Source organism: Phaeovibrio sulfidiphilus, assembly GCF_014861485.1.
Lineage (GTDB): Bacteria > Pseudomonadota > Alphaproteobacteria > Rhodospirillales > Rhodospirillaceae > Phaeovibrio > Phaeovibrio sulfidiphilus.
This window is the reverse complement of sequence record NZ_JACZHT010000002.1, coordinates 208,914-225,268: the sequence shown is the minus strand read 5'-3', so window position 1 is coordinate 225,268 and position 16,355 is coordinate 208,914. Positions and strand designations below refer to the sequence as shown.

Here is a 16,355-nt window from a genome sequence, read left to right as displayed (position 1 = left end):
ACAGGGGCTTTCTTCTGGAGGGTCGGACGGAACCAATCAGACACACGGAAGGGCGGGCAAGCGGGACGGCTAGACCTCGCGCACCGCCAGAATTCCCGGCAGGGTGCGCAGGCGGGAGATGGTCTCGCCGCGCACCGCGTAGCCGGATTTCAGCCGGATATCCACGTCCCGCTCCTCCCGGGTGAGGCACAGGGTGATCTGGCGTTTTCCGCGACCGTCGCGCTCCAGAACCTCCCGCAGCTCCCCGACCGAAATCTCGGGGCCAAGCGTGATGCGGACCCTCTGGACCGCCTTGGCGATGGCGTTGTCCAAAGGCTCGATATGGGAGGCCGAGAGCCGGATCTCATCGCTGTCCATGCGGACCGAGACGGTCATGAACAGGGGCTGGCCGCTTTCCAGAAGCTCCCGGGAGGCCGCCAGCTGCTCGGAAAACACCATGGTCTCGAGCATGGCGGTGGCGTCGGAAATCTCGACAAAAGCATAGCGGCTTTTGCTCTTTTCGGAAATGCGCTCCTTCTTGGCGCCGGGGACCACCGCCACCGGCACCCGGGCGGACGACCCGCCGCTGCGCACGTGTCCGGCCAGGTAGGCCAGCGGAATGACCTCGAGACGCTCGAGGGAGTCCGCGTAGATGTCCAGCGGGTGGGCCGAGAGATAGAACCCGATGGCGTCGCGCTCGTGGGAGAGGCGCTCCATCTCGGACCAGGGGCGGGCCTTGGGCAGGTTCAGGGGCGGCAGACTGTCCTCGCCATCGCCGAACAGGCTGGACTGGGAGGACGACCGGGTCTCCCCCGCAAGCTGGGCGTGGCGCATGAGAAGCTCAACCCCGTCCAGAAGGGAGCGGCGGTCCGGATGCAGGGAGTCCAGCGCCCCGGCCTTGATCAGGTTTTCGAGCATGCGCTTGTTGACGGCCTTCAGGTCCATGCGGTGGACGAAGTCCTCCAGCGAGCGGAAGGGCCCGTTCTCCTGCCGCTCGGCCACCAGATCCCTCATGGCCGCAAGGCCCACGTTCTTGATGGCCCCGAGCGCGTAGCGCACGGCCCCGTCCTCCGGGCAGAAGGTGGCCTCGGAGCGGTTCACATCCGGGCCCAGAACCTCGATGCCCAGGCGCTTGAGCTCCATCTTCGAGGCGGCCAGGCGGTCCGTGTTGTTCAGGTCGAAGGTCATGGTGGCGGCCATGAACTCCACCGGGTAGTTGGCCTTCAGGTAGGCGGTCTGGTAGGCCACGATGGCGTAGGCGGCGGCGTGGGACTTGTTGAAACCGTACTCGGCGAACTTGGCCATCTGGTCGAAGACCTCGTTGGCCTTGCTCTGGGAGGTGCCCCGGGCGGTGGCCCCGGTGACGAACAGGGCGCGCTGCTCGTCCATCTCGGCCTTGATCTTCTTGCCCATGGCGCGGCGCAGAAGGTCGGCGCCCCCAAGGGAGTAACCGGCCATGATCTGGGCGGCCTGCATGACCTGCTCCTGGTAGATCATGATGCCGTAGGTTTCTTTCAAGATCGGCTCCAGGGAGGGGTGCATGTAGATCACCTCCTCCTCACCGTTCTTGCGCCGGATGTAGCTGGGGATGTTCTCCATCGGCCCCGGGCGGTAGAGCGCCACAATAGCCACGATGTCCTCGATGGTGTCGGGCTTGAGGCCCTTCAGCACATCGCGCATGCCCGTACTTTCCAGCTGGAACACACCGGCGGTCTCGCCCCGGCTCATCAGTTCGTAGGCCGGGCGGTCGTCCAAAGGAATGGTGTCCGGGTCCACCTCGATCCCGCGGCGCTTCAGAAGCGAGGCGGCGGTGGCCACGACGGACAGGGTTTTCAGGCCCAGGAAGTCGAACTTCACCAGACCGGCCTGCTCGACCCACTTCATGTTGAACTGGGTGACGGGCATGTCCGAGTTGGGGTCTCGGTACAGGGGCACCAGATCCACCAGGGGCCGGTCGCCGATCACCACACCGGCGGCGTGGGTGGAGGCGTGGGAGTAGAGTCCCTCGAGCTCCTGGCCGATTTCCAGCAGCTTGGCGACCTCCGGATCCTCGTCACGCAGGGCGCGCAGGCGCTCCTCCTCCCGGATGGCGTCGGCCAGCATGACGGTCTTGCCCGGAGGCGCCGGGACCAGCTTGCAGATGGCGTTGACCTTGCCCAGGGGCATCTGCATCACCCGGCCGACCGAGCGCAGGACCGCCCGCGCCTGGAGCTTTCCGAAGGTGATGATCTGGGCCACCCGGTCCGTGCCGTAGCGCTCCTGGACGTAGGCGATGACCTCGCCCCGGCGCTCCTGACAGAAGTCGATATCGAAGTCGGGCATGGAGACCCGCTCGGGGTTCAGGAAGCGCTCGAACAGAAGGGCGTAGCGCAGCGGGTTCAGGTTCGTGATGGTCAGCGCCCAGGCCACAACCGAGCCCGCGCCGGACCCGCGCCCGGGCCCCACGGGGATGCCCTTGCCCTTGGCCCACTGGATGAAGTCCGCAACGATCAGGAAGTATCCCGGGAACCCCATGCGGATAATCACGTCGATCTCGAAGTCCAGACGCTCCCGGTAGGGGGCGGCGACCTCGGAGCGCGCGGCCTCATCCATGTCGGGTGTGTAGACCTCGGTCTCCAGGCGCCGGTCCAGCCCGTCCCGGGCCAGCTTCCGAAGCGCGTCGCCCTCGGACATGCCCTCCCCCGCGCCCGGACCGTGGGGCAGGATGGGCTTGCGCTTGGGCGAACGCACCGCACAGCGCCGCGCAATCACCAGGGTGTTGTCACAGGCCTCGGGGAGGTCGGCGAACAGGGCCCGCATCTCGGCGGCGCTCTTCAGATAGTGCTCCGGCGTCAGGCAGCGCCGGTCCGGGTCGTCGAGGACCGTCTTCTGGGACAGGCAGATGAGGACGTCGTGGGCCTCGAACTGCTGGCGCTTGAGGAAAAACGCGTCGTTGGTGGCCACCAGGGGCAGGTCGTGGGCGTAGGCCAGATCAATGAGCCGGGGCTCGATCCGGTTTTCCTCGTCCGTGTCGTGGCGCTGGATCTCCACATACAGGCGGTCGCCGAACACCTCTTTCAGGCGCAGGAGATGGGCCTCGGCCTCATCAAAGCGCCCGGCCAGAAGAAGGCGCCCCAGCGGACCGCGAACGCCCCCCGTCATCAAAATCAGCCCCTCGCTCAGAGCCTCGATGTCCGCCAGCCGGACCTGGGGAAGCTCGGTGCGCGCGGACTCGAGAAACGCCTTCGAGGACAGGCGCGTCAGGTTCCCGAGCCCCGTCTCGTTCTGGGCCAGAAGCACCAGGGTGTCCGGGTCGGGATCACGCACCTCCCGCGAGGCGCCGAAGCCGGATTCGCGGGTGTCCTCGTTGCGCACCGCAAGCTGGATCCCCACAACGGGCTGGACGCCCCGGTCCTGGGCCGCAATGGAGAACTCCAGAGCCCCGAACAGGTTGCCTGTGTCCGTGATGGCGACGGCGGGCATGCCGTCCGCGCGGCACGCGTCCGCAAGCTGGCGGATGCCGATGGCGCCCTCGGACAGGGAGAGCGCCGTGTGAACGCGCAGGTGCACGAAGCTCCCTTCGGGAACCTGGACAGCGGGAAGCTGCGGCGTTTCCTCCGCCGGAGAGGGGGTAGCGGTCATGACAGCCCTGTGATGCGAACGTGGGGTCAGGTGGGGTCAGGTCGGGTCCGGTCAAATCAGATCGGGATCGGATCCGGATCAGCACGCGAGCATGCCACGCCCGGACGGCGAGTGTAAGCCTCAAGTTGGGTCTCGCGTCCGGGTGTGTCCTGTCGTATATCTTCCGTCCGTACCCGTATCGTCCCCCCGCGCCCCTTTCGGGCTGCGGCCGACAGGAAGCGCGCCCATGACCTTTGAACTGGCCCGGCGTCTGGAGACGCTCCGAAGCCAGGGGCTCTACCGGCACCGTCTCACCCTCGAAACTCCCCAGACTGTGAACATCACCGTCAGGGGCCGGTCGCTTCTGGCCTTCTGCTCGAACGACTATCTGGGACTTGCGGCCCGGCCCGAGATCGCCGACGCCTTCATGGACGGACTCCGCCGCTGGGGAACCGGAGGCGGGGCCTCGCACCTGGTGAACGGGCACTTCACGCCCCACCACGAGCTGGAAACGGCCCTGGCCCGGTTTACCGGACGGCCGCGGGCCCTTCTGTTCGGCTCGGGCTATGCGGCCAACGTGGCGGTCCTCTCGGTCTTCGGGGGCATGGCCACCTCGGTCCTCCAGGACCGCCTGAACCATGCGTCCCTTCTGGACGGCGGCCTGCTGAGCGGCACCCGCATGGTGCGCTACCTCCACAACGACCCGGGCAGCCTGGAAACCCACCTGGGCCGAGCCGGAGACGCCCCCCTTGTGGTCACCGACGGCGTCTTCAGCATGGACGGCGACCTGGCACGCCTGCCGGAGATCGCTGCCCTCACCCGGGCACACGGCGGTCTCCTGGTGGTGGACGACGCCCACGGCTTCGGAGTGCTCGGCGAGCGGGGCACCGGCTCGGTCGGGCACCTGGGCCTGGACAGCGACGACGTCCCGGTCCTGGTGGGCACCCTGGGCAAGAGTTTCGGCACCAGCGGCGCCTTTGTCGCCGGAAGCGAGGAGGTCATCGAGACCCTGATCCAGTTCGCCCACTCCTATATCTATACCACCAGCACGCCGCCGGCCCTGGCCTGCGCAACCCTGAAGGCGCTCGAGCTTCTGGAGACCGCGGACACCGAACGCGCCCACCTGAGCGCCCTCATCTCCACGTTCCGGACGGAAGCCGCCGGCATGGGCCTGGGGCTGATGGACAGCCAGACGCCCATCCAGCCGGTTCTTCTGGGGGACAATGACCGGGCCGTGGCCGCATCCGCCTTCCTGGAAGACCAGGGCCTGCTTGTGCGGGCCATCCGCCCGCCCACCGTGCCCAGGGGGACCGCGCGCCTGCGCATCACCTTCAGCGCGGCCCATACCCACGATGATCTGGCCCGCCTGCTCTGCGCCCTGAAGGCGGCCAAAGACCGGGGGATCCTGTGAGCGCCCCCGCCATCCAAAACGGGGCTCCCGCACCCGTCGCCCGCGCACCGGAGGGCCCCGGGTCCGCGGCCCCGACGGCGCCACGCCCGACAGCGCCCCGCCCGACAGCAAGCGCCCCGAAAACAAACACCCCGACGGCCATCGCCCTCTTCCCGGGCTGGGCCCTGTGCGCCTGCACGCTAGACCCACTCGCCCGCGCCCTGGAGGACGTGCTTCCCGGCGCCGAAATCCGCGTCCATGACCTGCACGAGGGGCCCCATCCGGACCACCTCTCCGGCGCGCCGGTATCCGACGAAACCGCCGCCCGCGTGGCGCCCGGCGCCTGGCTTGTGGGCTGGTCCCAGGGCGGACAGGCCGCCGCACACCTGGCCGCGCGCCGGGGGGCGGCCTGCCCCGGACTGGTCACCCTGGGCTCCAACCCCCGGTTCACCGCCAGCACGGACTGGACCGCCGCCATGCCGGTGGACACCTTCAACGCCTTCTGCGAGGGCTTCCGGACCAACCCGGACCTCACCCTGAGCCGTTTCCATGCCCTGTGCACGAAAGGCGGCCCGGGAGGACGGGCGCTGGCCCGGAGCCTGGGGGAAACCCGCCCGGATCGTGCCGCCTGCCAGGCGCGTCTTGCGCTGCTGGGCACCCAGGACGCCCGCCAGGACCTGGTGGCGTACCGCGGGCCCCAGTTGCACCTGTACGGCTCGGCGGACGCCCTGGTCCCCGCGTCTGTGGCCCGGGATCTGGCGGTGCTCGTGCCCGAAGCCACCGTGGAGATGATCGACGGGGGCTCCCACGCCTTCGCGCTCGAGGATCCTGCCGCGGTGGCGCGGCGGGTGGCCGCCTTCATTCGGGAGCACACAGCGCCGTGACCCCGCCCCCTGATCTCCCGACAGGGCGCCTGCGCGACAAGCTGCGGGTGGCCCGCTCGTTTTCCCAGGCCTCGCCGGCCTACGATGCCCGGGCTGGGCTGCAAACCGTTGTGGGGGCAGCGCTTCTGGACCTGCTGGAGACCGGTTGCTCCCGGGCCCCTGAGGTTCTGATCGATCTGGGCTGCGGAACCGGCGCGCGCACCGCCCTGCTGATGGACCTCCACCCCGGCGCCCGCGCCTTCGGGCTGGACCTGGCCCAGGGCATGGCCCGCCACGCCGCCAGCCGGGCACCGGGCGCGTTCTATGTGACCGGGGACATGGAGGCCCTGCCCTTCGCGCCCCGGGTTGCCGACCTTCTGTATTCCAGCCTGGCCATCCAGTGGTGCGAGGATCCGGCCTCGGTCCTGCGCGAGGCGCACCGCGTCCTGCGTCCCGGTGGCCGGTTTGTGTTCTCGACCCTGCTGGCGGGCACCCTCTGGCAGCTTGAGGAGGGCTGGCGGCAGGTGGACAGTCATGTGCACGTGAACCGCTTTCGCACCGGAGGCGACTACCGGAGCCTTGCGGAGAACGCCGGGTTCCGCATCACGGCCTGGCGCGAGGAAACCCGGATCGAGACCTTCCCGGATGTGCTCGCCCTGATGCGCAGCGTCAAGGGAATCGGTGCACGCAACCTCAACACCGGACGCCGCCCGGGGCTGACGGCCCCGGCCCGGATCGCCGCCCTTGCCCGGGCCTTCGAGCCGCTGCGCACGCTGGAGGGTCTCCCCCTCACCTACCGCGTCCTGTACGTCGGGCTGGAAAAGCCGGCCTGAGGCCTGAGCCGGATCCGTGCAAAAGGGATGCAGCCGGCGCGGCCTCCCGCCGGCCCAAGGCAGGCAACCCGTTGCTGCAAACAAAACATCGCACAGGGCAGGAAAGAATATTGACCTCGTGTCTGCCATCTGTTACTTCAGGGCCACTTCGCGCGAGGCGGGCTTGAACCCGCATTTGACCGAAGCGGGCGCAGCCAGCCCGAGACCTGCGGAGCGGTGGGTGAGTGGCTGAAACCAACGGTTTGCTAAACCGTCATGCTGGGAAACCGGCATCGAGGGTTCGAATCCCTCCCGCTCCGCCACGCCCCCTTTCGGGGGTGTTTCCCCCCGTCCCAGAAAATTGACAACCCGCAGAAAATAGCCAATCCTTGGCATAAACCTGTGCCGGGAAGTCCCGGGCCATTCGTATTGGGCGTGGGGCAAAAAAGATTGGCACTGCGCAACTGAAGGCATTCCCCGTAATCGGTGACACTCCGGTCGACACAGTTGACGCCAACCTTGTTCTTGTTGTCCTGCAGCCGATCTGAAGGGGGAAGACAGAAACGGCCTCCCGGGTCCGGGTGCGCAGGGATGCAAGCCGGTTTCCCCCCCGGACGTCCCGATCTCCGGATTCCGGCCCAGGCAGCCACCAGGAATGGCCGTGTTCACCACGGCGCTGCCCTCGGGGCGCAGCAGGGCGCCTGCGCTGAAAATCCCGTCCTCCCATGGGGTGAGCGAAGGCAAGGTTCTGGCGCGCCGGGTGGCTATGTTACTCTCCAGGAGCAGTTTCGTTTCCGCGAACTCGGCTCTTCGCCCCTTGAGGCGACACGAATGGAGGGATGACCTATGGAGCGCACCCGGGAGGACCTGGCAGCCGAGGCCGTCATCGGCGAGCGTCGCATCGCCAAAGAGCCGGCTCTGGCCCTGATTGCCGGTCTGCTGGTCGAGGGCGAAAGGTTTTACGGCGCTGTAACCGGTCTTTACAGCGATGGAAAGGGTCTCCTGGCTGCCACGGATCGACGCCTGATTTTTGCCAGCAAGGGACTGTTGGGGCGCTCCACGATGGAAGAGTTTCCCTACACTCGCATTGAATCCATCCAGCAAAAAACCGGTCTGCTGCTGGGGGAAATTTCCGTTGGACAGGCAAAAATCACGCACGTTGACAAGGCTGTCGTGCCCAGGTTTGTGCGCGGCATCCACACCGCCATGAGCGGTCTCGAGCCGGCTCCTGACATCACCCCGGACGACTCTGTCCATCCGACGCCACGCGAGAAGCTCTCTGCAGCCCCGCCGAAAACTCGGTCGTCCGAAGCCATAAAGAAGCCCGGCCGGGCGGGTCTCGGCTGTCTGGGCATGGCTCTTCTGGCCACTTTGCTCGGGGTGTGGCTGATCGGTGACAACGAGAATGGGGCCAAGGCACCCTCCACCGACCAGAGAGTGAGGGGTGGAGCCGTTCAAGCAGCAACGGAACCTGCGAGGACTATCCGGATCCCGGGGGATCGCGGCCTTTGGGATGCCGCCAGGGCTCTCGGATACGAGGCCACTGCTCCTGCAGAAGCCCTGACCACGGACGGGGCCGATGTTTTCCGCTATTCGTGCACGGGAGAGCGGGAGTGTGAGCTTCACTGGTCCGAGCGGGACAGACGGATTGAAAGCCTCTCCTACACAGCAACGAGCTGTGACCGGGATGCTCTGGCAGACATGGCTCTTATCGCCGGAAGCCTTTTTCCCGAGGTTCTCGAACCTGCCAGGCATTGGCTCGCAGCGTGTGAGAGCGCATGCAAGGAGGGTAAGCCCTTTACGGTTTTTGAAGGGGTAGCAGCGGTTACCTGTGGCTCGGGGTCCAAAGGGCAGCTTTTGCTGACCGTCACGCCCGGGGAGCGCTGAGCCGCAGCCCGGCGCCGCGCTACCCGAGGGGGCGACAGCCCCTCCCCGGGGCGCTCTGTCGGAAGAGCATCCGAGCGCTGCAACACCGCATCAGCCACGGAGCCGGCTGGCGCCCCGCCCGGCCCCGGCCTCCGGGGAGATGGAGGCGAACGGGCCCCGGGCAAAGCCGAAGGGCAGCCCGCCGGCTTCCGCGGTCACACCCGGACGCGGGAATAACAAAAAGCGCCCTGCCCCGGTCCCGCTTCGGAACAAAAGGAGCGCGCGCTTTGGAATGTCAGACTGTCAGGAAAGAAAATGGCGTCCCCAACGGGAATCGAACCCGTGTCTTCAGCGTGAAAGGCTGATGTCCTAGGCCTCTAGACGATGGGGACGCATGTTCACCTGCCGACCCGGAGGCCTGCCTGTGGCTCTCGAACGAACGGCGAAGGCTGTGGCCTTCGCCGCCGCTTTTGTCAGCGCCCGGGGGCGCCGTCGATGCCCGCTTTCTAAACAACCTTGCTGGTGAGTGCAAGCTGTTTTTTCAGGGAAAGCGCTTTTCTTAGAGGGGCTTCAGCTCCGAAGCCGCCATCTTGCCGGTGCGGCCGCGCTCGAGCTCGAACGACACCTTCTGGCCCTCACGCAGGGCGTCCATGCCAGCCTGCTGGACAGCAGTGATGTGCACGAACACGTCGTTGGATCCGTCCTCGGGCTCGATGAAGCCGTAGCCCTTGGTGACATTGAACCACTTCACAGTACCGATCGCCATGTTGGGTAGTCTCCTGATCTGGCGTTCGTAAGAGGCAACATGCCCCAAACGATCAATTCTTCGTCAATGGTCAGACCAGAAGCCGGCCAGTTAGGCAGCCGCGGTAAGCCTATGCGAAAATCGATGCGTAAGCATGACTGATTATCGCCCCCGGCGCAAGGAAAACGTCCTCGCAAGGCACATTTCCCTGTACGCCGGGTCGGCTGCCCGTCCGGACCGGCTTCAGGCCTTGTAGATCACAAGCAAGTCCTTGGCCTCGACCGCTGTGCCCGGAGTGACCGCGACGCGCTCGATCACGCCGTCCCGGTCTGCGGCCAGGGCCGTTTCCATTTTCATTGCCTCGATGACCATAAGTGTCTGTCCGGAATGGACAGTCTGGCCCGCCTGCACGCCAACGCTGGCCACAAGGCCCGGCATGGGTGCCGCAACGTGGCAGGGATTGGTGGGATCGGCCTTCTCCCGAGTCTGCTGGACAACCCCGCTGGAGCGGTCCGGCACACGCACGGTGCGCATCTGGCCGTTGAGCTCGAAGAACACGCGCACCTGACCTTCCTCGTCGACCTCGCCGACTCCGAGACAGGACACCACGATGGTCTTTCCGGTCTCGAGCTCGACGCTGATCTCCTGCCCCGGCTTCATACCATAGAAGAACACCGGGGTCGGAAGGGTAGACACAGGGCCATTGGTCTTCTGGGTCTTGACGTAGTCAATGAAGACCTTCGGATACATCAAATAGGACTCAAACTCGAGGTCCGAGATCGGCCGCCCGGCCTTGTCCTCAGCCTCCTTGCGGCGGGCCTTCAGGTCAGCCGGGGGAACCAGAGCACCCGGACGGCCCTCCATGGGCTTCTCGCCGCGCAGCACCTTGGCCTGGAGCGCCTGGGGGAAGCCCTCGGGCGGGCGCCCCAGCTCGCCGCGCATCAGCTGCACGACGCTCTCGGGGAAGCTGATGTCCCGGGCCGGATCCGTAACGTCCTCCGGCGTCAGGCCCGCACCCACCATATAGAGCGCCAGGTCCCCCACCACCTTCGAGCTGGGGGTCACCTTCACGATATCGCCGAACATGCGGTTCACATCCGAGTAGGACCGGGCCACCTCGTGCCAGCGCTCCTCCAGCCCCATGGAGCGGGCCTGCTCCTTGAGGTTGGTGAACTGGCCGCCGGGCATCTCGTGGAGATAGACCTCGGACGCGCCGGCCTTCATGTCGCTCTCGAAGCCGTTGTACTGGCGGCGCACGGCCTCCCAGTAGTCGCTGATCTGGCGCAGGACCACGGGATCGATCCCCGTCTCCCGGTCCGAGAACCGCAGGGCCTCGACGATGGAGCCCATGCACGGCTGGGACGTGAGCCCCGAGAAGCTGTCCATGGCCGCGTCCACCGCGTCGGCCCCGGCCCGGATGGCCTCCAGCACCGAGGCGGCGGAGATGCCGCTGGTGTCGTGGGTGTGGAAGTGGACCGGAAGCCCGGTCTCCTCCTTCAGGGCCCGGACCAGCTCGAAGGCCGCGCGGGGCTTCACCAGACCGGCCATGTCCTTGATCCCCAGAATGTGCGTGCCCGCCTTCTGGAGTTCCTTGGCCATCTTCACGTAGTAGCCCAGATTGTACTTCGGCCGCGACGAGTCAAACAGGTCGCCCGTGTAGCAGATCGTGGCCTCCAGCAGCTTGCCGCTTTCCAGGACCGCGTCCATGGAGACGCGCATGTTCTCCACCCAGTTCAGGGAGTCGAACACCCGGAACACGTCCACGCCCGCCTCGGCGGCGCGGGAGACGAAGCCCTTGACCACGTTGTCCGGGTAGACCGTGTAGCCCACGCCGTTGGCGCCGCGCAGCAGCATCTGGAACAGGATGTTGGGCACGCGCTCGCGCAGCTTGACCAGACGCTCCCACGGGCACTCGTGCAGGAAGCGCATGGCCACGTCGAAGGTGGCGCCGCCCCAGCACTCCAGCGAGAACAGCTGGGGCAGGTTCCGGGAGTAGGCCTCGGCGATCTGCAGCATGTCGTAGGTGCGCAGCCGGGTGGCCAGAAGGGACTGGTGGGCGTCGCGGAAGGTGGTGTCCGTGATCAGGGCCTGCTTCTGGCCCAGCATCCAGCGGGCAAAGGCCTCGGGCCCGTCCCGCAGCAGGCGCGAGCGGGTTCCCTCGGGCACCTCGTCGCGCAGCAGCTCGGGCACCCGGGGCGGCAGGCCCGGGGTGGGAAGGGCGCGGCCCTTGACCTCGGGGTTTCCGTTCACCGTCACGTCGGCAATGAAGCCCAGAAGCCGGGTCGCCCGGTCCTGGCGCTTCTCGAAGTGGAACAGCTCCGGGGTCTCGTCGATAAAGCGGGTGGTGTACGAGGCCTCGAGGAACTTCGGGTGGTTGATCAGGTTCTCGACGAAGGCGAGGTTGGTGGCCACGCCCCGGATCCGGAACTCGCGCAGGGCCCGGTCCAGACGGTGGATTGCCTCGGTGGGCGTGGGCGCCCAGGCGGTCACCTTCTCGAGAAGGCTGTCATAGTAGCGGGTGATGACCGCATCCGTGTAGGCCGTGCCCCCGTCCAGACGGATGCCGAAGCCGGTAGCGCCCCGGTAGGCGCTGATGCGGCCGTAGTCGGGGATGAAGTTCTCCTCCGGATCCTCGGTGGTGATCCGGCACTGGATGGCGTGGCCGTTGTGGTGGATCTGGGGCTGGGCCGGGACACCGGTCTCCTCCGGGTTGCCGATGTGGCCGCCCTCGATGATCCGGATCTGGGCCTTGACGATATCAATGCCCGTGATCTCCTCGGTGATGGTGTGCTCCACCTGGATGCGCGGGTTGACCTCGATGAAGTAGAAGGCGCCCGTGTCCACGTCCATCAGGTACTCGACGGTTCCGGCACAGACGTAGTTGGCCTCGCGCGCGAGGCTGAGGGCGCTCTCGCACAGGGCCAGGCGCTGCTCCTCGTTCAGGTACGGGGCGGGGGCCCGCTCCACGACCTTCTGGTTGCGCCGCTGGACCGAGCAGTCCCGCTCCCACAGGTGCACAATGGTCCCGTAGATGTCGCCCAGGATCTGGACCTCCACGTGACGGGCCCGCTGGACCAGCTTCTCGAGATAGACCTCGCCGTTTCCGAAGGCGGATTCCGCCTCGCGCCGGCCCGCGTCCACCTGGGTCTCCAGATCCTTCTCGCTGTGGATGACCCGCATGCCACGGCCGCCGCCGCCCCAGGACGCCTTCAGCATCAGGGGATAGCCGATGGCCTTCGCCTGCTTGCGCACCTCGGCCATGTCCGTGGAAAGGGGCCCGGTCGCGGGCATCACCGCAACGCCGGCGCGCACCGCCATGTCCCGGGCGGACACCTTGTTGCCCAGAACCCGCATCACGTCCGGGGGCGGGCCGACGAACAAGATGCCCTCGCGGGCGCAGGCCTCGGCGAAGTCCGGGTTCTCGGACAGGAAGCCGTAGCCCGGGTGAATGGCGTCCGCACCGCAGGCGCGGGCGACCCGGATCACCTCCTCGATGGAGAGGTAGGCCCGGACGGGCCCCATGCCCTTGCCCACAAGATAACTTTCGTCAGCCTTGAAGCGGTGAAGGGAGAGCTTGTCCTCTTCTGTGTAAAGGGCCACCGTACGGATGCCCAGCTCGTTGGCTGCGCGAAAGATACGAATGGCGATCTCGCCCCGGTTGGCAACGAGCAGTTTTCTGATCTTGCGAGACTGCAATGCGGACATGCGCATCCTCTCCCCTTATTGAAATCCCTGGATCGGATGCCCCGAAAAACAGGGCACCCGGTTTCTGCGCCGACTGAAGATGTCGGACTTTTGGGGACGAAAGGTGATCGAAAATCAACCCGATTGCAAGGAATTGCCCGGCCGGAAACGGGCAAGGGGCCGAAAGAGGCCCGGCAATGTCCCCCACGCATTGGGGTCAATCAGGACACTGCATTCCTTGGAGGGCCTCCGGCAGAACGGGAGGCCGGGGAGCCTCCGACTCCCGCTCAAATGACGGGCCCGGACGTCACCGAAGCGTCACCGGCCCGTGCAGGATTACACGATATAAGAGCGTATTGGAAGTCATGTTTTCCCCAGGTTGCCGACCGATTGGGGAAACAGCCGGGCGCCGGCAGGACACCGGCAGGACACCGGATCCGGATCCTCTCGGGAGGACAGGGTGTTTCCGGAGGAGACAGAGGCCGGACCGGGGTCCACCCCCTGGCTGCCTCCGGAAACAGAGGCGTCAGGTTTTTCTCCGGACGGGGAACCGGAGCATCTCCCTGCCGATGGGGCGCCAGTCGGCCCACAGCGCAACCGAAGACTGCGACGTGCGCAAAGGTAGCGCCCCGGTAAATCTGTACCGCACGGGAAACGCCCGTTCAACCGGAAACTCGGCGCGCGGGGAAGAAACACGCCGGCGTGCCAAGCCGCGGGGTACGGCCCCGAAGAGCCGCCCGTCAGAGCACGAGGACGACCTTGCCCGAGTGCTCGGAAGCCTCCATAAGCCGGTGCGCCTCGGCCGCCTCGGCCAGGGGAAGCTCGCGGTAGATGTGGGGACGGAAGCGCCCGCTCTCCACCAGGGGCCAGACGTGGCGACGCAGCTTCGAGGCAATGGCCGCCTTCACGCCCACGGGCTGGGTCCGCAGCGTGGAGCCCGTCAGGGTCAGCCGCTTGAGCATGACGCGCATCATGTCGAAACTCACCTTCGAGCCCTTCTTGAAGGCGATGGACACCCGGGTACCCCCCTCGGCCATGATGGAGATGTCCCGGGCCACGTAGTCACCGCCGACCATGTCCAGGATCACGTCCACCCCGGCCTTGCCGACCAGCTCGCGGATCACATCCTCGTAGACCTCCTCGCGGTAGTTGATGGCCCGCTCCGCCCCTAGGCGCTCGCACAGGGCGCACTTCTCGGGGCTGCCCGCCGTGGTGTAGACCGTCGCACCGAAGGCCTTCGCAAGCTGGATGGCCGTGGTGCCGATCCCGCTCGCGCCCCCGTGGACCAGGAACCGGTCGCCCTCGCGCAAGTCCCCGATCTGGAACACGTTGCGCCAGACCGTGAAGGTGGTCTCGGGAAGGGCGGCCGCCTCGGCAAAGCTCAGATCCCCCGGAACCGGCAGGCAGACCGCCCCGTCCGCGGTGGCGTACTCGGCGTACCCGCCCCCGGTCAAAAGGGCGCAGACCGGCATCCCGACCCGCAGCCCCTCCCCGGCTCCGGGCCCGAGAGCGGCAATGACTCCCGAGACCTCGAGCCCCGGCAGGTCCGAGGCTCCCGGAGGCGGCGGATAGTAGCCCTGCCGCTGGACAAGGTCGGGGCCGTTCACGCCCGCAGCCCGGATCCGGATGAGCACCTCGCCCTCGCCAGGGACCGGAACGGGGCGCCGGGCGGGCTTCAGAACCTCCGGCCCGCCCTTGCCATCGATCTCGATGCACGCCATGGTTTCAGGAAGGGGCAGAGGGCTATTCGAGGATTGTGGCATATGGTGGACTCCTGAGAGTAAAAACGGATATAAGCGAGAGTGCCGGAGTTTAGGAGATACGCGACAGGGAGAAAAGGCCGCTATGGACGATGAGGAAAGAACGGTCCCCGTTTCCGGATTCCTTCCCAGGGTTCTGGATGACATGAGCGTAAGTGAGATGGAGGCCTACCTCGCAGATCTGGAGGAGGAAATATCCCGTGTGAGGGAGGTGGTCCGCAAGCGGTCGGGGCACCTGTCCGCCGCCGAGGAGCTGTTCCGGAAGGCCCGGGAAACCGGCGGGGGCTGATCCCCCGGGGCGCCCGCAGGCGGGCCCCCTCCCCGACAAGCCACCCGGCGCCGGACCGCGCCCCGCACCCCGCAGGTGGGCGAGGCGGGCGAAAACCACCGGACGGCCCCCCCGAGGGGACGACACAGAAGGGCGGGATACACCACAGGATTGCGCCCGACTGGACCCCATAACAGGGCAGCACCGGCAGGATCGCGATCACGGGGAACACCCCACGGGCGGGCAGGAAAAACGGGCTGCACCGGCGGGAACACAGGACGGGACTGCACCGGAGCGGACCCGGCGGAGCGAGTGCCCGCACGCCCGACAGCGGGCAGGTCCGACCCGGTCCGCACCGCCAGCACCGGGGCACAGGCAGAAGGTTCCCCTGCCGGGGCAGTCTCCTCTGAGACAGTTCCGGGGCCGCCCTCTGGCAACGCCAAACCGCAGCCCGATAACTCCGGGGCACCCTCCTGATGCCCGTCCCCGTCTTGTCGCCCGCACACCCCTCTTTCTGGCCGGGGCAAGCCCTCCGGCGGCGACCGTTACCGCCCCGAAGCCGCAGCCGGAGCCTCGTCCTCCAGCCGCCCGGACAGGGCCCGGGACAGCCCGCCCGAAATCTGCGCCTGACAGTACCCCGACAGCGCCTTGCGGGAGGCGAAGTCCGCCGGGCGGACCGGCGGGTGAAAGATCACATCCACCCCGAGACGCCCGAAGCCCAGGACCGTCCAGGCGTGGGGCGCCAGGTCCATATCCCCGTACCAGGCAAAAAGCGGGCGAAGGCACCGCCCCATGGGAAGTCCGTCCACCCGGGTGTAGGCCAGGGTCACCGGCTGGACCCAGGGCTCGGAGGCCGTGTCGTTTCCGGGAAGGACCACCGGGGTGTCCGCAACGGAAAAAAGGGCACTCTTAAAGGGATACACCCGGTTCCCGTCATCGCTTGTCCCCTCGGGGAACAGCACAAGCGGATCCCCCTGGACAAAGCGCCTGCGGATATCCCGGGCCGCCTGCCCCGTGGCCGAGCGACGCCGGTCGATGAAGATCGTCCGGGCCGACTTCGCGAGCAGCCCGAGCCCCGGCCACCCGGCGACCTCCGCCTTGGCCACGAACACGCCGCCCGGAATGCACAGCCCGAGAATGAAGATATCCAGATAGGACACGTGGTTGGACACCACCAGAAGGGGCTGGTTGGCCGACACCGCTCCGTATCTGCGGATGTCCAGCCCCAGAATCCGGGAGCAGACCCACCAGTGGAACACCCCCAGGCGGCGGTAGCCCCAGCCCACGGTCCGGGACAGGGCATAGGGCCCCACAATGAGGAGGCTCCACACCGTAAGGCAGACAAGGCGAAGAAGGGCGGGGAAGGCATGGGACACAGGCACACTCTC

General features: G+C 67.1%; 10 protein-coding genes and 2 tRNA genes. 6 read left to right on the top strand and 6 right to left on the bottom strand.

Annotated elements, in window-relative coordinates; translation table 11 throughout:
- Positions 1-69: 69 nt before the first annotated feature.
- Complete coding sequence (dnaE, locus tag IHV25_RS03960) at positions 70-3,600, bottom strand: DNA polymerase III subunit alpha (protein ID WP_192533810.1); 3,531 nt, start codon at positions 3,598-3,600, stop codon at positions 70-72.
- Between the two features lie 226 nt (positions 3,601-3,826).
- Between dnaE and bioF the strand changes: the two genes are divergently transcribed.
- From bioF to IHV25_RS03935, 5 genes are all read left to right on the top strand, one after another.
- Positions 3,827-4,990, top strand: coding sequence for an 8-amino-7-oxononanoate synthase (gene bioF, locus IHV25_RS03955; RefSeq protein ID WP_192533809.1), 1,164 nt, complete (start codon positions 3,827-3,829; stop codon positions 4,988-4,990).
- 209 nt (positions 4,991-5,199) lie between these two features.
- Positions 5,200-5,853 carry an alpha/beta fold hydrolase gene (locus tag IHV25_RS03950; protein WP_192533808.1) on the top strand — a complete coding sequence of 218 codons (654 nt, stop codon included), beginning with the start codon at positions 5,200-5,202 and terminating at the stop codon, positions 5,851-5,853.
- A complete protein-coding gene (bioC, locus tag IHV25_RS03945) occupies positions 5,850-6,665 on the top strand; it encodes a malonyl-ACP O-methyltransferase BioC (protein ID WP_197974945.1) in 816 nt (271 codons plus the stop codon). Before IHV25_RS03950 ends, bioC begins: the two co-directional genes overlap by 4 nt.
- Positions 6,666-6,875: 210 nt before the next feature.
- Positions 6,876-6,967 (top strand) — tRNA-Ser (locus IHV25_RS03940).
- A gap of 523 nt (positions 6,968-7,490) precedes the next feature.
- The gene (locus tag IHV25_RS03935; protein WP_192533807.1) at positions 7,491-8,531 is read left to right on the top strand and encodes a PH domain-containing protein; all 1,041 of its coding nucleotides are present in this window, start codon (positions 7,491-7,493) and stop codon (positions 8,529-8,531) included.
- A gap of 295 nt (positions 8,532-8,826) precedes the next feature.
- Here IHV25_RS03935 and IHV25_RS03930 read toward each other — a convergent pair.
- The 4 genes from IHV25_RS03930 to IHV25_RS03915 all read right to left on the bottom strand — a co-directional run bounded on the left by IHV25_RS03930 (position 8,827) and on the right by IHV25_RS03915 (position 14,702).
- Positions 8,827-8,902, bottom strand: a tRNA-Glu gene (locus tag IHV25_RS03930).
- 167 nt (positions 8,903-9,069) lie between these two features.
- Complete coding sequence (locus tag IHV25_RS03925; protein WP_192533806.1) at positions 9,070-9,276, bottom strand: cold-shock protein; 207 nt, start codon at positions 9,274-9,276, stop codon at positions 9,070-9,072.
- A 222-nt stretch (positions 9,277-9,498) separates the two neighbouring features.
- Positions 9,499-12,960, bottom strand: coding sequence for a pyruvate carboxylase (gene pyc, locus IHV25_RS03920; RefSeq protein ID WP_192533805.1), 3,462 nt, complete (start codon positions 12,958-12,960; stop codon positions 9,499-9,501).
- Positions 12,961-13,679: 719 nt separating this feature from the next.
- A complete protein-coding gene (locus tag IHV25_RS03915; RefSeq protein WP_192533804.1) occupies positions 13,680-14,702 on the bottom strand; it encodes an NAD(P)H-quinone oxidoreductase in 1,023 nt (340 codons plus the stop codon).
- 82 nt (positions 14,703-14,784) lie between these two features.
- Between IHV25_RS03915 and IHV25_RS03910 the strand changes: the two genes are divergently transcribed.
- Positions 14,785-14,988 (top strand): DUF1192 domain-containing protein, encoded by a 204-nt coding sequence (locus IHV25_RS03910; protein WP_192533803.1) that lies wholly within the window; start codon positions 14,785-14,787, stop codon positions 14,986-14,988.
- Between the two features lie 524 nt (positions 14,989-15,512).
- On the opposite strand, the gene IHV25_RS03905 is transcribed toward IHV25_RS03910, so the two are convergent.
- Complete coding sequence (locus IHV25_RS03905) at positions 15,513-16,343, bottom strand: 1-acyl-sn-glycerol-3-phosphate acyltransferase (RefSeq protein ID WP_192533802.1); 831 nt, start codon at positions 16,341-16,343, stop codon at positions 15,513-15,515.
- Positions 16,344-16,355 lie beyond the last annotated feature (12 nt).